Source organism: Brenneria corticis (assembly GCF_003115855.1).
Lineage (GTDB): Bacteria > Pseudomonadota > Gammaproteobacteria > Enterobacterales > Enterobacteriaceae > Brenneria > Brenneria corticis.
Genome location: NZ_KZ819078.1, coordinates 213,687 through 230,370 on the forward strand (window position 1 = coordinate 213,687; position 16,684 = coordinate 230,370).

Consider the following 16,684-nt stretch of genomic DNA (forward strand, 5'->3'; position numbering starts at 1 on the left):
TTTTAAACAATTGGTTTCCTTTCTGTTACTGTCATCCCCGTTGCAAATACGCCGCAATTGCCGGCTGCGTAACACTGGAAACCGCGCCGTGGCGCGCATTTTGGCAGAATATCAGGCAATGATATTATAATCAGCAAGCCCGTTGATCGGGGCTTGCCGCGCATACGTGGCTACTTATCGACTATAAAGTAATCGTTGTCATCGATGATAGGGACGTATGCTCGTACCCATTCGCTGCCGTCAATGATTTCCCAGCTGTGTCCTTCTCCCTGGAGATCTTCGGCAAGAAGCACGGTTCCAGGGGCTATGATAAATGTGGCGCCGTCGCTGACTTTAAATTTCAGCGTGCCTTTCAGCGTGATGACATACTGTTTTCTCGGCGCGGGATGAACGTTTTTCTCCCAATCCTCCGTGGAGTTGCTGATCCAGAATTTTTGCGCCGGGATCTTTTCCAAAGCCGGAATGCTGCCGGTTAAAAAGGCCGAGTGGTTGTCCGGCGTATTGATTAGCTTGATTGCCGGTATTCGCGCCTCGGCGCTTTCTGTTGCCGTTGACGATGCACCGTATCCGGCCATGGATACGGATAAAACAGCCAGCGCCAAAAGAAGTAATTTTGCTTTTTTCATTTACTGCAATCCATGTGATGTGTTGATATTTAACCACTATTTGTTAAAGCCCGTTTGTACGAGAGCGTTACAACGCGTGCCGCACGGTGCGGGATACTACGTCAATCCTGCGACGGAGGGCCAAGCGATTGCGCCAATTGCATCAATCGGCGCCGCAGCCGGGAGTAAATTCAAGCATTTATCGCCAGTAAATTTGTCAGATTGCGCCCAATGTACTAATTTCAAAGTCAATCATCAGATTATGGAGGCTGATATGGGTTTTTGGCGCATCGTGTTTACTATTATTCTGCCGCCGTTAGGCGTGTTGTTGGGGAAAGGCTTCGGCTGGGCGTTTGTGCTGAATATCATTCTGACATTGCTGGGATATTTCCCAGGGTTGATTCACGCCTTCTGGGTGCAGACGAAAACTGACGGTATTTAAGTAAGCGCCGCGCCGAAGCCGGTTACCGCGCGGGTTGCATAAGAAACAACATAAGGTGATGCATTATCTCAAACGGACGACGTCATTGGCGTCGTCCGTTTTTTGCCGTATTCCCGCCAAAGATTCCCCTATGATGCTGTTCAGTATGCAGCCACAAATGTTATTCTGCTCACATATTGCTGCTACCGCATATCCGTTCGCCAACGCCTTAAAACAGTCTGTTTCATCATCGATTTCGGCCTTTATCGCTGGTGGCGGGCGGCGTTTTGTGCGTTAAAACAAGATAAACGTGCAGTTTGTACAGGTATCCGCGCCTTGCCATTCTATTAATTAAAAATGCGGATGCAGCAGCGAGCTTTGTCGCGTTCGGGGAATCACCATGGTTGATGTGCTGATAAAAGCCTTCTCGTTTGTTTTTGTTATTATTATCGGATACTGGCTGAAACAGCGTGGCGTATTGCAACGTTCCGACAGCCTGGCGCTGTCGAAAATCATGATGAATATTACCTTGCCGGCGGCGGTGATCACCGGGTTTGCCAGCTTTAAGGTCGATCATTCATTGCTGATTCTGGTGGCGCTCGGGCTGGGGTGTAATCTTTTACTGATGAGCGCGGGGTACTGGATCGCCCGCAAAGGCCCGGATGAGAAGAAAGCCTTTTATATGATCAATTCGCCGGGCTACAACATCGGCTGTTTTACCTTGCCCTATGTCCAGAGTTTTCTCGGACCGGTGGGCATCGTCGCCACCTGCCTGTTTGATGCCGGGAATTCCGTTATCTGTACCGGCGGCAGCTACGTTGCGGCATCCCATGCGACGGGGCGCAGCGCCGGCCTGAAAAAAACCTTTAAGCGGCTATTTTCCTCCATCCCCTTTGATGTCTATATGCTGCTGTTGATCGCCGCGCTGTTTGATCTGTACCTTCCCAGCCAGATTACCTTGATTACCTCGACCATTGGCAATGCCAACCCGTTTCTTGCCATGTTGATTATCGGCATGATGCTGGAAATCAATATTAACCGGGCGGCGCTGGCGAATGTCGCCAAGGTGCTGTTGCTGCGCTATAGCGTCGCCACCCTGTTTGCCGTTACCTTTTATTTCTATACGCCGCTGCCGCTGGAAATCCGTCAGGTGCTTGCGGTAGCGGTGTTTTCGCCGGTATCGTCGCTGGCGCCATTATTTACCTCGAGATTCAGCGTGATGTACGCGTCCGTCTCCAGCTTTGCCAACTCTTTATCGGTCATCATCAGCATTACCATCATGACGACGTTGCTGACGCTGATGCAGTCATAAGGATGGCGATCCGCTGGCGGCATTACCGGATTTGACCACCCGGTTACGTCCTTGCTGCTTGGCCTGATACAACGCGATATCCGCCCGGTTGATCAGCATATCCAGCGTTTCATCCTGCCGGCATTGCGCTACGCCGCAGCTGATAGTGATGTGAATGGTCTCATCGCGATACGGCACCGCCGTTATTTCAACCTCGTGGCGCAGCGTTTCCGCGCGTTGCAGTGCGTTGTCGATATTGCAGTTATCCAGCAGCACCACGAATTCTTCGCCCCCCCAGCGGCATGCCCGATCGCTATGGCGTATTGACTGCTGAAGCAGTCGGGCTATTTTTTGCAATACCAAATCACCCACGCCGTGCCCGTAGCGATCGTTGATCAGTTTGAAATTATCAAGATCAATCAGCAGGACGGATAAGGGCTGATGTTGAGCCGACTGTCTGGCGTACAGGCGTTTAAAGAAATAATCGAAAGCCTGGCGGTTCATCAGGCCGGTCAGCTTATCCGTGGTCGCCATTTGCTCCAAACGGCGCTGATAGCCGCCAATGGTCACCCACAGCAGGAATAAAAACAGGATGCTGACCACGACGCTGACGCTAAGATTTTTCATCAGCGTGGCGAAAAGCCGTCTCTCACCGGGGTGGCTGTTTTGCTCTACCATCAAGTACCAGTCAAACTCGGGCAGCAGTCGGGTATTAAGAAATATTTTGTTGCCCTGTGACTGGTATTCATAAGCGCCGCCGGGCACCGTGAGAATGGCGGTGGTAAACGCCGACAGCCCCGGCTGTTGCTGGATCTTCAACGGTCGGTCGTAGCCTTTGCCATGCAAGGTTACGTTACCGGTTTTATCGACAAAATAGATCGTCCGGTTATAGCGCTGCTGGTATTTTTCGATAAGCTGTTTTACCCGCTCGACGGGAATGCCGATGCCGGTAACGCCGATGAAATTGCCTTCATAATCCATAACCTTGTGGTTAATAAAGATGTCCATATGCGAGCGGTTTTCAGGATCGACGCGGATATCGATGAAGTAGGGCGTGTCGTCCGACAGGGTTTTGGCCTGAAAATACCACTGATCCTCGGGGGATTGCGGCGAGATAATTCGCTGAATGCGCAGGGGGTCGTAGAAACGCCTGGTTTTCTCGGAGGCAAAAAAGGAAAATAAGGTGTCGAAGCGACGGTCGATCTCTTTCAGATAGCGAATCATCGCCTGCGGGTCGTTTTCATTATTGAGCACCCAGTCGCGCACAAAGGTATCGTGAGCCATCAGCGATGAGATAAAGATGGGTTTCAGCAGGTCTTGCTGGATTTCGGAGTAGACGTTATCGCTGGTCAGGGGCAGGGTGTTTTCTTTGATGTCCGCCTCCAGGGATTTTTTTGCCACCTCATAGCTGGTCCAGCTAATAATCAGAAACGCGGTGAGTAGCATGATGGCAAATAACACAATTGCCCGTGGTTTATTCAGCCAGAGTGAATTTGTCATCGATCCTGTCAGCAACGCAGCGTTCCCCCCTGTAATCGACTAACCAGAGGCAGACGGAAAATCATCGTTGCCCCTCATGACCGCCGGTAAATTTACTTATGGAAGTTAAGCAGGCATACCGGGAAACATCAATAAAAAAGCCGCCTCGCCGGGAGGAAATGTAATGATTGGTATTTTATTGTGGTGTTGTTAAATGTAACTTGTGAATGCCGCTGAAATGATGTTATCAATTAGCGGTAAAAACGGTAATTAAGTCAGGTTGGTAATGATAATAGAACAACGAAAAAATAAGCAGGGTCGCCCAACAGCACTTTTATTTATTAATCAAAAAGCGAGAAATGGTGATTCATCAACGTCGTATGTGAACCAATTATTACAGGCGCATGGCATCGCGGTGATTGAACCCGACGCGCAGGATTCAGGCACCAGCGGCGATATTATTCGTGCCCATGCCAATGATGTGGACTTTGTTATTATCGGCGGCGGCGACGGCACGCTCAACGCCGCGGCTCAGGCGCTGGTTGATACCGGACTGCCGCTGGGAGTGTTGCCGTTAGGCACGGCAAATGATTTTGCCCGCACCCTGGATATTCCCAGGGATTTAAAACAGGCGGTACAGATTATTGCCGACGGATATTTAAGAACCATCGATCTGGGGGAGGTTAACGGTCATCTGTTTTTTAATGTCTCCAGCATCGGTTTTTCGTCGGCGCTGGCGCGCGGACTGTCCGCCGAGTCTAAAAAGCGCTGGGGAACGCTGGGATATGCGCTGGCCGCGTTTAAATTACTCAAACAAAGTCGGCCGTTCAGGGCCGAAATTGAACACGATGGCGTCAGCGAGCGGGTTAGAACCGTGCAGGTTTCCGTGGGCAACGGCCGATTTTACGGCGGCGGCATGACGGTGGAACAGACGGCGGCCCCGGACGACGGCCGGCTTGACGTCTATAGTCTGGAGGTTTCCCACTGGTGGGAAATCATCGCGCTGGCGCCCTTTCTGCGCCGGGGAACCCACGGCCGCTGGCGAAAAGTACGGGCTTTTTCCGCGACCCGTTTAACGTTGCATACCGCAAAACCGCATGATATTAACGCCGACGGCGAACTGATTGGTAAAACGCCGGCGATATTTACCCTTAGAGCGCGCGCCATTCGCGTATTTTCACCGCAAAAAGCGGCGGCTAATTAAACTTATATAAGTGATGACGATGCAAACAATTATTTCCGCCATACTGGCTTTCTTTCTGTTTGAACCTATTGAAAGCGAATTAAACCGCTATGCGGAATCCGCGAATATGTCGCAAGAAACGGCTCGGCAGGTATTGTCGTGTTTAAAAGCCGATACGCCGAAAATTGTGGCGAAGGCGCAGTCGGATCTGTGGTGGACCACCACAACCATTCTGTCGGTTTGGACGGGAACGTCCGATATTAAGCAGGTTATTAGCGAAGCGGCGCCGACCTGCGCCGCGCCCTTTAATAAAGTTAATAAACTGGCCTGACGGCGAATAATGGATCAATCAAGGCGGTGAGATATTCAGGTCGGCCGCCGGGTCGGCCTGAATATCGCAGATTAATAAGGTTGCCGCTATTTAAAAATACGAAAGCGTTCTTCATCCGGGATGTAACTTTTTTCACCCGCGGGCTGTTCAATCGAACCAAACGGCAGCTGGGCGCGCAACTTCCAGCTCTCCGGCAGCTGCCACTGTTTTTTCACATCATCATCAATCAGCGGATTGTAGTGTTGCAATGAGGCGCCGATGTTTTCCTGCGCCAGCGCGGACCACACGGCAAACTGGGTAATCGCCGTCGAGTGTTCCGACCAGACCGGGAAATTCTCCGCGTACAGGGCGAATTTCTGCTGTAATTCCTCAATCACCCTGGTGTCTTCAAACAGCAGCACCGTTCCGGCGCCGGCGGCAAAAGAGGCGATCTTTTTGGCCGTGGACGCGAAAGCCGCTTCAGGCACGATTTTTTGCAACTGTCGTTCAACGATGTCCCAGAGTTTCTGGTGTTGTTCGCCAAACAGAATCACCACGCGGGAGCTTTGCGAATTAAAGGAGGAGGGGGTATGCCTGACGGTCTCGGTAATCAGTGATACCACCCGATCTTCCGCTATCGGCAAGGTATTGCCAATGGCGTAGATGGAACGGCGGTTCTTGATGGACTGCAGAAAAGCGTTGCTCATAGTCTGTTTCTCTTTACATGATTGCCCGGTTCAGTACTGTGGCACTGATATATGGCGCATTCAATACAATAGTGTGTTGATTTGTATATTAATATTTACTATTGATGGGTAAATTTATCATAAACGGCGCGGGCGCCGACCGCGCGTCGGCGGGGATATTTATCCGCCGTTGCAGACCGGGCAGGCGGGATGCTTCGGCAGCTTTATTTCGCGGAATTGCATCGTCATGGCATCGAAAATCAACAGCCGGCCGCTGATGACCTGGCCGTATCCCGTCAGCAGCTTGATGGCCTCCAGCGCCTGCAAACTGCCGATGGCGCCGACCAGCGGGGACATCACGCCCGCTTCCGCGCAGGTCAGCGCGTTTTCGCCAAACAGCCGGCTGAGGCAGCGATAGCAGGGCTCATCCGGGCGGTAGGTAAATACGCTGATTTGTCCTTCCATGCGAATGGCGGCGCCGGAAATCAGCGGTTTTTTCAGCTGAAAGCCAATACGGTTAAGACGATCGCGGATGGCGACGTTGTCGGTGCAATCGACAATCGCCTGGTGTTTTTCCGCCAGCGCGCTTAACGCCGCATCATCCAGGTTGGCGTTGACGGTATCGAGCGACAGATGCGGATTGATTTCCGCCAGGGCGATGCGCGCCGAGTCGACCTTGGGCATGCCGATACGGTCGTCGCGGTGCAATACCTGACGCTGAAGATTGGAGAGCGACACCTGGTCGAAGTCCAGCAGCGTCAGATGCCCGATGCCCGCCGCCGCCAGATATTGCGCGGCGGCGCAGCCCAGTCCGCCGAGTCCGACAACCAGCAGACGCGCGGCTTTCAATTTTTCCTGCCCGTCAAAATCGAAGCCGCGCAGCATAATCTGGCGATTATAACGCAGCTCCTCCTGGCGACTGAGTTCCGGCAGCATGATCAATTTCCCAACAGCGCGTTAAAAGGTTCGATCTCCACCCATTCGCCGGCGGCGACATGGCCCCGTTCCGCCTCCAGCACGATAAAGCAGTTGGCGAGGCTAAAGGAGCTGAAGACGTGCGACCCCTGATGGCCGGTGGTGGCGACTTCCAGCTCGCCCTGCGGGTTACGGCTGAAAATGCCGCGCTGAAAATCGGTCCGCCCCACCGTTTTTTTCAGCGCGCTGGTGGTTTTCACCCGTATCCGGGTCGGCAGGCGCCACTGGGTATACCCCGACAGCCGGGCCAACAGCGGCTGAACCAGTTGATAAAAGGTCAAGGCGGCGGAAACCGGGTTGCCCGGCAGGCCGCAGAACCAGGCATGTCGCAGTCTCCCGAAGGCGAAGGGCTTACCGGGCTTGATGGCCAGCTTCCAGAAATGGATATCGCCCAGTTCCTCCAGCATCTGTTTGGTGTAATCCGCCTCGCCGACGGAAACGCCGCCGCTGCTGATCGCCAGGTCGGCGTCGATGTCCGCCCGGTGGAAGGCGTCGCGCAGCGCGGTCGGGTCGTCGCGGACGATCCCCAAATCGTGGACCTCGCAGCCAAACTGTTCCAGCATCAGGCGTACCGCAAAGCGGTTGGTATCGTAAATCTGGCCGTCCTGCAGCGGCTGGCCGACGGGCTGAAGCTCATCGCCGGTTGAAAAAATGGCGACTTTCAGGCGGCGGACCACCGCCACCTGGACAATCCCCAATGACGCCAGCAGGGGCAACTGCGCCACGCCCAGCTTGACGCCGGCCGGCAGCACGTCGGCGCCGGCGCGGATATCTTCTCCCGCCAGGCGAATATTCTGTCCCGCTTTCACCGCCTGGGTGAAGCGCACGCCCGCGTCGCCCACCTCGGCGTGCTCCTGCATGACGACGGCATCGGCGCCGGCGGGGAGGGGGGCGCCGGTCATAATGCGGATGCAGCTTCCGGCCGGCCATGCGCCGGTAAAAGGCGCGCCGGCAAAGGCTTTGCCGGCCACCGGGAGCGGCGCGGCGGATGATAAATCCGCGCGGCGGACGGCGTAGCCATCCATTGCGGAATTGGCGAACGGCGGAACGTCTATCGGGGAGGCGATGGCGCCGGCGGTAATCCGCCCCGCCGCGTCATACAGCGAAACGGTTTCCGTTTCCGCTATGGCATCTATACGGGAAAGCATGCGTTCCCGAGCCTGTTCGAGCGTCAATAAATCTGTGCTTGCGCTTTTCATCCGTACTCCATGATTGCCTATGCCGTAGGCAAAAACGCTTATCGTATGCCAATATTATGTCAGAGATTACGGCGGGGGAGAACGCGGGCAGGTCAAGTTCAGGCCGCGGCGGGTAAAAAACGCGGTCGGGAAAACGTCCGGACGAGGGGGGCGGTTATGCTCGTTAACATAATGTTCTGCCAGCGTTTTTATAAAAGCCGCCTTTCAGTTTCCGCTTTACATCCTGTTTTGCGCTAAATATAGTCAAAAATTGTCATGTGGTTTACAGGGATATGACCGCGTCAGCTATTTTGCCGTAACCGCGCCATGACATTCCAGCATCCCGTTTTATATGGAGATTCACCGTTAATGACACACTCACGGCATCATGCGCCGCCTTTTCCCCCGGAGTCGGGGCTTTTTCTGCCGGATGGCCGGGTGCTGGCGGTACGCGATCTGGGCGTCTATTTCGAGCAGCAAGGCCAGCGTACCGATGCGGTGCGTGATTTGACCTTTACGGTGGATCGCGGGGAAACGCTGGCCATTGTCGGCGAGTCCGGGTCGGGCAAGTCGGTGACCTCGCTGGCGTTGATGCGTCTCGTCGAACAGGCGGGAGGCGTGATTTCTCAGGGCGAGATGCTGTTTCGCCGGCGTAACGGCCAGGTGCTGGATTTGAAAACCGCCCGTCAGCCGCTGATGCGTAAGCTGCGCGGCGCCGATCTGGCGATGATTTTTCAGGAGCCGATGACCTCGCTGAATCCGGTGTTTCCGGTGGGCGAACAGATCGCCGAGTCCATTCGTCTGCATCAGGGGATGGATCACCAGGCCGCGCGCCGCGAAGCGTTGCGCATGCTGGATTTGGTCAGGATCCCCGAAGCCCGCAATGTGCTGGATCGCTACCCGCATCAACTCTCCGGCGGCATGCGTCAGCGGGTGATGATTGCCATGGCGCTTTCCTGCAAGCCGTCGCTGTTGATTGCCGATGAGCCGACAACGGCGCTGGACGTCACCATTCAGGCGCAGATCCTGCAGCTTATCCGGGTCTTACAGCAGGAAATGGCGATGGCGGTGATCTTTATTACCCACGATATGGGGGTGGTGGCCGAGATCGCCGACCGGGTGCTGGTGATGTATCGCGGTGAAAACGTCGAGGCCGGCGCCGCCGCCGACATCTTCAGCGCGCCGCGCCATCGCTATACCAAAGCGCTGCTGGCGGCGGTGCCGAAGCTGGGCTCGATGCGCGGACAGCCGTTTCCGCTAAAATTTCCGTTGCTGAACCAGGACGCGCGGCCGCTGGCCGACGGCGAGCCGCAGAATACCATTCCGGCCGGCGCGGCGCCGATTTTGCAGGTGAAAGATCTGGTGACGCGTTTCCCGCTGCGCAGCGGCATCCTGAACCGGATAACGCGCGAAGTCCATGCGGTGGAAAAGGTGAGTTTCGATCTCTACCCTGGGGAAACGCTGGCGCTGGTGGGGGAGTCGGGCTGCGGCAAGTCCACCACCGGGCGTTCGCTGCTGCGCCTGGTGGAGAGCCGGAGCGGGACGATCGCCTTTAACGGGCGGCAGATTGATCGGCTGACCGGCGCGACCTTGCAGCATTTGCGCCGGGATATTCAGTTTATTTTTCAGGATCCCTACGCCTCGCTGGATCCCCGTCTGACGGTCGGCTTTTCCATTATGGAGCCGCTATTGGTGCACGGCATCGGCAACCGTCAGGAGGCGGAGAAACGGGTGGCCTGGCTGCTGGCGCGGGTCGGGCTGGAGCCTGAGCACGCGCGACGTTATCCCCATGAGTTTTCCGGCGGGCAGCGTCAGCGTATCTGTATCGCCAGGGCGCTGGCGCTTAATCCGAAGGTGGTGATTGCCGATGAAGCGGTTTCCGCGCTGGATGTGTCCATCCAGGCGCAAATCGTCAATTTGATGCTGGAGCTACAGCGCGAATTCGGCATCGCCTTTCTGTTTATTTCGCATGATATGGCGGTAGTGGAGCGGATCAGCCACCGGGTGGCGGTGATGTATATGGGGCAGATTGTGGAAATCGGTCCGCGCAGCGCGGTGTTCGAGAATCCGCAGCACCCCTATACCCGCAAACTGATGGCGGCGGTGCCCGTTGCCGATCCGTCGCGCCGCCACCGCGAACAGGTTTTACTGGTTGACGAAGTACCGAGCCCGATCCGGGCAATAGGCGATGAACCTACCACCGCGCCGCTGGTTCAGGTTGGCGAGCGGCATTTTGTCGCTCATCATCCGATTGCCGGCGCTTATTGACAGGGAATCATATGGAGAACATAACACGATGAATGTTATCACTTTAAAGCGTAGCTGGTTACTTGCCGCCGGCGTCGCCGCGGCGATGGCGACGGCGCCCGCCTGGGCGGCCAAGGACGCGGTTATCGCCGTGGGCTCCAATTTCACCACGCTGGATCCTTACGACGCCAACGACTCGTTATCGCAAACCGTCGCCAAGTCGTTCTATCAGGGGCTGTTTGGTTTCGACAAGGATATAAAACTGATCAATGTGCTGGCGCAAAGTTATGAAACCAGCCCGGACGGCCTGGTATATACCATCAAGCTGCATTCCGGCGTCAAGTTTCATGACGGCACCGATTTCAACGCCGCGGCGGTCAAGGTGAATCTGGATCGCGCCAGCAATCCGCAAAACCGCCTGAAGCGTTATAACCTGTTTAAAATGATCGACAAAACGGAAGTGGTTGACGATCAGACGGTAAAAATTACGCTGAAAACGCCGTTCTCCGCCTTTATCAATAATCTGGCGCACCCGGCGGCGGTGATTATCTCTCCGGCGGCGCTGCAGCAGTATGGCAAAGAGATCGGTTTCCATCCGGTGGGCACCGGGCCATACCGTTTCGTCACCTGGAATCAGACCGATTACGTCAAGGCCGAGAAGTTTGCCGGCTACTGGAAGTCGGGGCTGCCGAAACTGGACAGCATTACCTGGCGCCCGGTAGTGGATAACAATACTCGTGCGGCGCTGCTGCAAACCGGCGAGGCGCACTTCGCGTATCCGATCCCGTTCGAGCAGGCCGCCGTGCTGGAGAAAAACGACCAACTGGCGCTGGTTTCCACTCCCTCTATTCTGCATCGCTATATCAGCCTGAACGTCACGCAGAAGCCGTTTGATAACCTCAAGGTGCGGCAGGCGATTAATTACGCCATTAACAAGGACGCGTTGATTAAAGTGGCTTTTTCCGGCTACGCCACCCCGGCGGAAGGCCCGCTGCCGCCAAGCATTGATTACGCGGTGAAGTATCAGCCCTGGCCTTACGATCCGGCCAAAGCGCGCGAGCTGCTGAAGGAGGCCGGTTATCCGGATGGCTTCACCACCACGCTGTGGTCGTCGCATAACCACAGCACCGCGCAGAAAGTGCTGCAGTTTACCCAGCAGCAGCTGGCGCAGGTGGGCATCAAGGTGCAGGTCACCGCCATGGATGCGGGTCAGCGCGCCGCCGAGGTGGAAGGCAAAGGGGTGAAAGAGACCGGGGTGCGGATGTTCTATACCGGCTGGTCCGCCTCCACCGGGGAGGCCGACTGGGCGCTGTCGCCGCTGTTCGCCACCTCGTCCTGGCCGCCGGCGCTGTTCAACACCGCGTTTTACAGCAATCCGCAGGTTGATGCCGATCTGGCGAACGCGCTGAAAACCACCGATCGGGCGCAAAAGCAGCAGCTGTATAAAGACGCGCAGGATAAAATCTGGGCCGACGCGCCCTGGGTATTCCTGGCGACCGAGAAGCTGGTTTCCGCCAACAGCAAGAAGCTGAGCGGGTTTTATGTGATGCCGGATACCGCCTTCAGCTTTGAAGAGGCGGATCTGCAGGAGTAAGCCCGCCGGTAGGGCAAGCGGGACGGCGCGCCATCGGCCGTCCCCCATTTTCAGCAACCATCCCACTCAACGGAGAGCCAGTCACATGTATGTGGAAAACTGCCCATGCTGAATTATTTTATTAAACGGTTACTGGGATTGATTCCCACCTTATTGATCGTGTTGGTGCTGGTGTTCCTGTTTGTTCATCTGTTGCCGGGCGATCCGGCGCGTTTGGCCGCCGGGCGGGAAGCGGACGCCGTGGTGATAGAAATGGTGCGTCAGGATCTGGGGCTGGACAAACCGCTGCCGCAGCAGTTCTGGCATTTCTTCACCAATGTATTACGGGGCGATTTCGGCACGTCGATCGTTTCCAAACGGCCGGTAACCGAAGAAATCGCCGCCCGCTTTATGCCCACTTTCTGGCTGACGGTCAGCAGTATGGCGTGGGCGGTTATTTTCGGCATGGCGATAGGGGTGGTCTCCGCCGTATGGCGCAACGGCTGGCCTGACAGAATAGGCATGACGCTGGCGGTATCCGGCATTTCCTTTCCGGCGTTCGCTCTCGGCATGATGTTGATGCAGATATTTTCCGTCGAACTGGGCTGGCTGCCCACCGTCGGGGCGGACAGCTGGCGGCACTATATTTTACCTTCCATAACCCTGGGCGCGGCGGTCGCCGCGGTAATGGCCCGCTTTACCCGCGCCTCTTTCGTCGAAGTGATGCAGGAAGATTATATGCGCACCGCCCGGGCCAAGGGCGTGCGCGAATCGCTGGTGGTGGTGAAGCACGGTTTACGCAATGCGCTGATCCCCGTCGTCACCATGATGGGGCTGCAGTTTGGCTTTCTGCTCGGCGGCTCGATAGTGGTTGAGAAGGTGTTTAACTGGCCGGGGCTGGGGCGGCTGTTGGTGGATTCCGTTGAAATGCGCGACTACCCAGTTATCCAGGCGGAAGTGTTGCTGTTTTCGCTGGAATTTATTCTTATCAACCTGCTGGTGGATATGCTGTATGCCGCGATTAACCCGGCGATTCGCTATAAATAAGGAAAGGGAATGATAAATTGGCGACGTAAGGCGCAGATGTCGGCTCTGCCGACGATCGGGGAGAATCGAATCCGCACGCCGTGGCGCGAATTCTGGCGGCGTTTCCGCCATCAGCATGTGGCGCTGCTGGCCGGCGTGTTTGTGACGCTGCTGATTGTCGTTGCCCTGCTGGCGCCTTATCTGATCCCCTATGACGCGGAAAATTACTTTGACTATGAGCGGCTCAATGAAGGGCCGTCCATGGCGCACTGGCTCGGGGTGGATTCCCTGGGGCGGGATATTTTCAGCCGTATTCTGCTGGGGGCGCGGATTTCGCTGGCAGCCGGCATTTTCTCCGTTTGGGTAGGCATGCTTATCGGCACCTCGCTTGGCCTGCTGGCGGGCTACTATGAGGGATGGTGGGATCGGGTGATTATGCGTATCTGCGATGTGTTGTTCGCCTTTCCCGGCATCCTGTTGGCGATTGCCGTGGTGGCGATTATGGGCAGCGGAATGGCGAATGTGATTGTCGCGGTGGCCATTTTCAGCATTCCCGCGTTCGCGCGACTGGTGAGGGGCAATACGCTGGTGCTGAAACAGCAGACCTATATCGAGTCGGCGCGCAGCATTGGCGCATCCGACTGGACGATCGTTTTCCGCCATATCCTTCCCGGCACGGTCTCTTCCATCGTGGTCTATTTCTCCATGCGCATCGGCATGTCGATCATTACCGCCGCCAGCCTGTCGTTTCTCGGACTGGGGGCGCAGCCGCCCACGCCGGAGTGGGGCGCCATGCTTAACGAGGCCCGTTCCGATATGGTGATCGCGCCGCACGTGGCGCTTTTCCCCAGCCTGGCGATTTTCCTGACGGTGCTGGCCTTCAATCTGCTGGGCGACGGACTGCGCGATGCGCTGGATCCGAAGCTGAAAAGCTGAAAGCGCGGCATAAGCCGCAGCAACCATCCGCAGCCCCGTGACCCATCGCGGGGTTTTTTTATGCGACGTTGAAAAACGCACCTGGCGTTTTTTTATGGCGGGCTGTCCCTGCTCACCACCCTACGGGCTGAAGAATCCCCAGAAATCAAGGTAAGGAATGTCTGTAAGCGCAGTGAGGGTTTCGTGCGCACTAACCTCAGTCGATTTCTGCAACCGTCGCAGCACGCGCCCGACACGGGGCGGCTCAGTCGCCGCCGCCCCGTGGCCCCGGGCTTTTCGCGAAATCGCGTCGCTACGCGATGCCTTCGGCGTTCGTGACCGCTGGTCGGGCCGCCATTGACGCGCTCCCGGCGCGGCACTGGCTTTCGCGACGTCCTGTCGCTCACCCGGCGGCCACGCCCACCTCAGCGCGATTTTTTACGCGAAGGAAAACCTTTAAAAAACCACATCCTGCTATCTAAGATGATTTATCAAATAATGCTTAATTATTTGCTGGGGATTCCTCAACCCTAGGGGCCGTCGCAAGCGACGTTGAAAAACGCACCTGGCGTTTTTTTATTTAATAAACGCTCGGCAGTAGCAAGCATTGGCGGCGATGAAAACCCGTTACATCCGCCCATCAGGCCGTTTGGCGCCGACGCGCGGTCAACTATTACTGGCTGCTGGGTAACCATATAACTATTTGTTGGTTGATAAATGATGTGTGCAACTTTAAATATTCGTTTGTTTATTTGTTAAAAACATTTACCTAAAACATCCGAAAAACAACATTACTTTAATAAAGGAGCATCATGTCAAGGATTACTGCAATCAGAAAAACGACCATCGCCGCGCTATGTGGGTTGAGCTGGGCGCTGGGCGGATGGCAGGCGGCGCAGGCCCACTCGTCGCCGCAACGGGAAGCGCCGCAGGAGAAGACCGCGGCGCAACCGGCGGCGTCCGCCGCCGCCGAGGGCAACCGAATTCCGCCTTGTCATTGATACGCCGTCCCGGCCTTGGTCCGGCGCTCGCGTCGTGCGAATAGCGCCGATCGCCGGATGCGGCGCATACGCCAGCCGCCGCCATCCTACAGTTATGCGACATATTCAATATGAGGTATTTTTGCCATGTCTAATCAGTCAGTAAGCAAAAAGAGGCATGCCGCCGCGTTGGCGGCGCTGAGCGCCACGCTGATATTGTGGTTGCAGACGGCGTCCGGCGCGCCGCAACCGCTGAAAAGCATTACGCTGCAACTCGACCCCGCCACCGCGGTGGCGCAGGAAAAAGGCTTCTTCAAGGAAGCGTTCGACAAGATCGGCATCGAAGACGTGAACCTGATCGCCTCAGGCAGCGCCGAACTGCTGGGCGCGGAGGCGGCGCACCTCAACCACGGCGGTATCGCGGTGGCGCAGCGCATGATCTATCCGGCGGTGGTGCATCACGCCAACGGACTGGATGCGGTTATCGTCTGGGAATCTGAGCCTTCCGACAAATACCGTACGCCGATTATCGCTCGGGCGGACAACAAGGAGATTAACCAGGTTCAGGACCTGGACGGACGCAAATTCGCCAGCAGCCGGGTGAGCTGCTACTGGACGGCGCCTACCGAGATCCTGACCAAGGCGGGCTTGCCGCTGGACTCCCGCAAGCAGCAGGGACGGGTGCGCTACCAGTCGATGGATAACAGCGCCGCGGTAGCCGCCGCGCTGCTGAGCGGCTCCATCGATGCCACGGCGGTGCATCTCGGCACCTCCGGCGCGGCCGCGCTCTATACCTCCGGTCAGGTGAAGGTGATCGGCCGCACCCCGGACGACGGCGTCTACGTCAACGGCGCCGGCCGGGTTTCCTACTTCGCGATGCGTTCGTTTGCCGAAAACTACCCGCAGGCCATCCAGGCGTTTCTGGTGGCGGTCGATCGCGCCAAAGTATGGGCGCATGAGAACCCCGATGAAGCGGCGGCCATCGTCGCCAAAGCTACCCGCGTGCCGGAGCATATCGCCAAGTTCCAAATCACCGATCCGTCGCAGTTCTACTTTATGCGCGGCGAGGAAGACGCCGACAGCGTACGCAGCAATATCAAAACCTTCCAGGCCTGGTACATCGCGCAGGGGGACGACATCCTGAGCGAGCGCAATCTGAGCGATACCCAGGTCGATAAGCTGGTCGACGCCCGCTTTTTCAAAGGCGGCGCTTATTCGGTCTATAACTGACCGCCGCTCGCCTAAACAGAACCACAGGACCGATAACCATGAGCGATAACATTCTTGAAGGCGTGGCGACGGCAAAGCCCGTACGCCGCCGGCGATCGGGGAGCTGGATCGGCTTTATCCTGCCGCTGGCGATCTTGTCCGGCTGGCAGGCGGCGTCCCATTATCAGTGGGTCCCGCCGGTCTTTCTGCCGTCGCCGGGGCGAACGCTCGCCTCGTTCTGGGACCTGGTGACCAAACAGTCGTTTGAGCAGGATTTTTTTATCAGCATCACGCTGGTGTCGCAGTCATTCCTGCTCGGCGCGCTGGCCGCGCTGCTGCTGGGGATCGCCGCCGGCATGTCCCGCAAGGTGGAAAATTTCTTCGGCCCGACGTTCGACACTATCCGCCATATTCCCGGCATCGCCTGGCTGCCGCTAATCATTCTGTGGCTGGGGGTGGGGGCGCCGGCCAAGACGCTGGTGATCGCCAAGTCGGTGTTCTTCCCGGTGTTTCTCAATACGCTGCAGGGGATCCGCAATGTCGATCGCAACTACATTGAGCTGGGGGAGGTGCTGCGCCTGACGCGCTGGCAAACCCTGCGGCGCA

The 16,684-nt window shown here is 56.6% G+C and carries 17 protein-coding genes; 12 read left to right on the top strand and 5 right to left on the bottom strand.

All coding sequences use genetic code 11. The features are described 5' to 3' along the window. Positions 1-170: 170 nt before the first annotated feature. On the bottom strand, positions 171-626 hold the full coding sequence (locus DDT56_RS11315; RefSeq protein ID WP_136166545.1) for a cupin domain-containing protein: 456 nt from the start codon (positions 624-626) through the stop codon (positions 171-173). A 253-nt stretch (positions 627-879) separates the two neighbouring features. Here DDT56_RS11315 and DDT56_RS11320 point away from each other — a divergent pair, with 253 nt between their 5' ends. The 3 genes from DDT56_RS11320 (at position 880) to DDT56_RS11325 (ending at position 2,338) form a co-directional block, all read left to right on the top strand. After that, on the top strand, positions 880-1,047 hold the full coding sequence (locus tag DDT56_RS11320; protein ID WP_136166546.1) for a YqaE/Pmp3 family membrane protein: 168 nt from the start codon (positions 880-882) through the stop codon (positions 1,045-1,047). Between the two features lie 130 nt (positions 1,048-1,177). Continuing rightward, entirely contained in the window at positions 1,178-1,324 is a 147-nt protein-coding gene (locus DDT56_RS24395) for a hypothetical protein (protein ID WP_168197609.1), read from the top strand. Between the two features lie 102 nt (positions 1,325-1,426). Then, a complete protein-coding gene (locus DDT56_RS11325; RefSeq protein WP_136166547.1) occupies positions 1,427-2,338 on the top strand; it encodes an AEC family transporter in 912 nt (303 codons plus the stop codon). On the opposite strand, the gene DDT56_RS11330 is transcribed toward DDT56_RS11325, so the two are convergent. Then, complete coding sequence (locus DDT56_RS11330) at positions 2,333-3,817, bottom strand: sensor domain-containing diguanylate cyclase (RefSeq protein ID WP_417903694.1); 1,485 nt, start codon at positions 3,815-3,817, stop codon at positions 2,333-2,335. The genes DDT56_RS11325 and DDT56_RS11330 overlap by 6 nt on opposite strands. Positions 3,818-4,082: 265 nt before the next feature. On the opposite strand from DDT56_RS11330, the gene DDT56_RS11335 reads away from it, so the two are divergent. Both DDT56_RS11335 and DDT56_RS11340 read left to right on the top strand, forming a co-directional pair. Continuing rightward, the gene (locus DDT56_RS11335; RefSeq protein ID WP_136166549.1) at positions 4,083-5,000 is read left to right on the top strand and encodes a lipid kinase; all 918 of its coding nucleotides are present in this window, start codon (positions 4,083-4,085) and stop codon (positions 4,998-5,000) included. A gap of 19 nt (positions 5,001-5,019) precedes the next feature. Next, a complete protein-coding gene (locus tag DDT56_RS11340; protein ID WP_136166550.1) occupies positions 5,020-5,310 on the top strand; it encodes a hypothetical protein in 291 nt (96 codons plus the stop codon). Between the two features lie 86 nt (positions 5,311-5,396). Here the strand turns inward: DDT56_RS11340 and DDT56_RS11345 are convergent, their stop codons facing one another. The 3 genes from DDT56_RS11345 to moeA form a co-directional block, all read right to left on the bottom strand. Further along, positions 5,397-5,996, bottom strand: coding sequence for a nitroreductase family protein (locus DDT56_RS11345; RefSeq protein ID WP_136166551.1), 600 nt, complete (start codon positions 5,994-5,996; stop codon positions 5,397-5,399). Positions 5,997-6,155: 159 nt separating this feature from the next. Beyond that, positions 6,156-6,911 (bottom strand): molybdopterin-synthase adenylyltransferase MoeB, encoded by a 756-nt coding sequence (gene moeB / locus DDT56_RS11350; protein ID WP_136166552.1) that lies wholly within the window; start codon positions 6,909-6,911, stop codon positions 6,156-6,158. A 2-nt stretch (positions 6,912-6,913) separates the two neighbouring features. Continuing rightward, positions 6,914-8,149, bottom strand: a complete 1,236-nt coding sequence (gene moeA / locus DDT56_RS11355; protein ID WP_136166553.1) for a molybdopterin molybdotransferase MoeA — start codon at positions 8,147-8,149, stop codon at positions 6,914-6,916. 348 nt (positions 8,150-8,497) lie between these two features. On the opposite strand from moeA, the gene gsiA reads away from it, so the two are divergent. From gsiA to DDT56_RS11395, 7 genes are all read left to right on the top strand, one after another. Further along, positions 8,498-10,396 carry a glutathione ABC transporter ATP-binding protein GsiA gene (gene gsiA, locus DDT56_RS11360; protein ID WP_136166554.1) on the top strand — a complete coding sequence of 633 codons (1,899 nt, stop codon included), beginning with the start codon at positions 8,498-8,500 and terminating at the stop codon, positions 10,394-10,396. A gap of 28 nt (positions 10,397-10,424) precedes the next feature. Then, complete coding sequence (gsiB, locus tag DDT56_RS11365; RefSeq protein ID WP_136166555.1) at positions 10,425-11,969, top strand: glutathione ABC transporter substrate-binding protein GsiB; 1,545 nt, start codon at positions 10,425-10,427, stop codon at positions 11,967-11,969. Between the two features lie 105 nt (positions 11,970-12,074). Continuing rightward, positions 12,075-12,995, top strand: a complete 921-nt coding sequence (gene gsiC, locus DDT56_RS11370) for a glutathione ABC transporter permease GsiC (RefSeq protein WP_136166556.1) — start codon at positions 12,075-12,077, stop codon at positions 12,993-12,995. 9 nt (positions 12,996-13,004) lie between these two features. Continuing rightward, positions 13,005-13,910, top strand: coding sequence for a glutathione ABC transporter permease GsiD (gsiD, locus tag DDT56_RS11375; protein ID WP_136166557.1), 906 nt, complete (start codon positions 13,005-13,007; stop codon positions 13,908-13,910). Positions 13,911-14,701: 791 nt separating this feature from the next. Continuing rightward, on the top strand, positions 14,702-14,890 hold the full coding sequence (locus DDT56_RS11385) for a hypothetical protein (RefSeq protein ID WP_136166558.1): 189 nt from the start codon (positions 14,702-14,704) through the stop codon (positions 14,888-14,890). A gap of 126 nt (positions 14,891-15,016) precedes the next feature. Beyond that, complete coding sequence (locus DDT56_RS11390) at positions 15,017-16,099, top strand: ABC transporter substrate-binding protein (RefSeq protein WP_136166559.1); 1,083 nt, start codon at positions 15,017-15,019, stop codon at positions 16,097-16,099. A 38-nt stretch (positions 16,100-16,137) separates the two neighbouring features. Continuing rightward, a partial coding sequence (locus DDT56_RS11395; RefSeq protein ID WP_136166560.1) for an ABC transporter permease occupies positions 16,138-16,684 on the top strand: 547 nt, incomplete at its 3' end.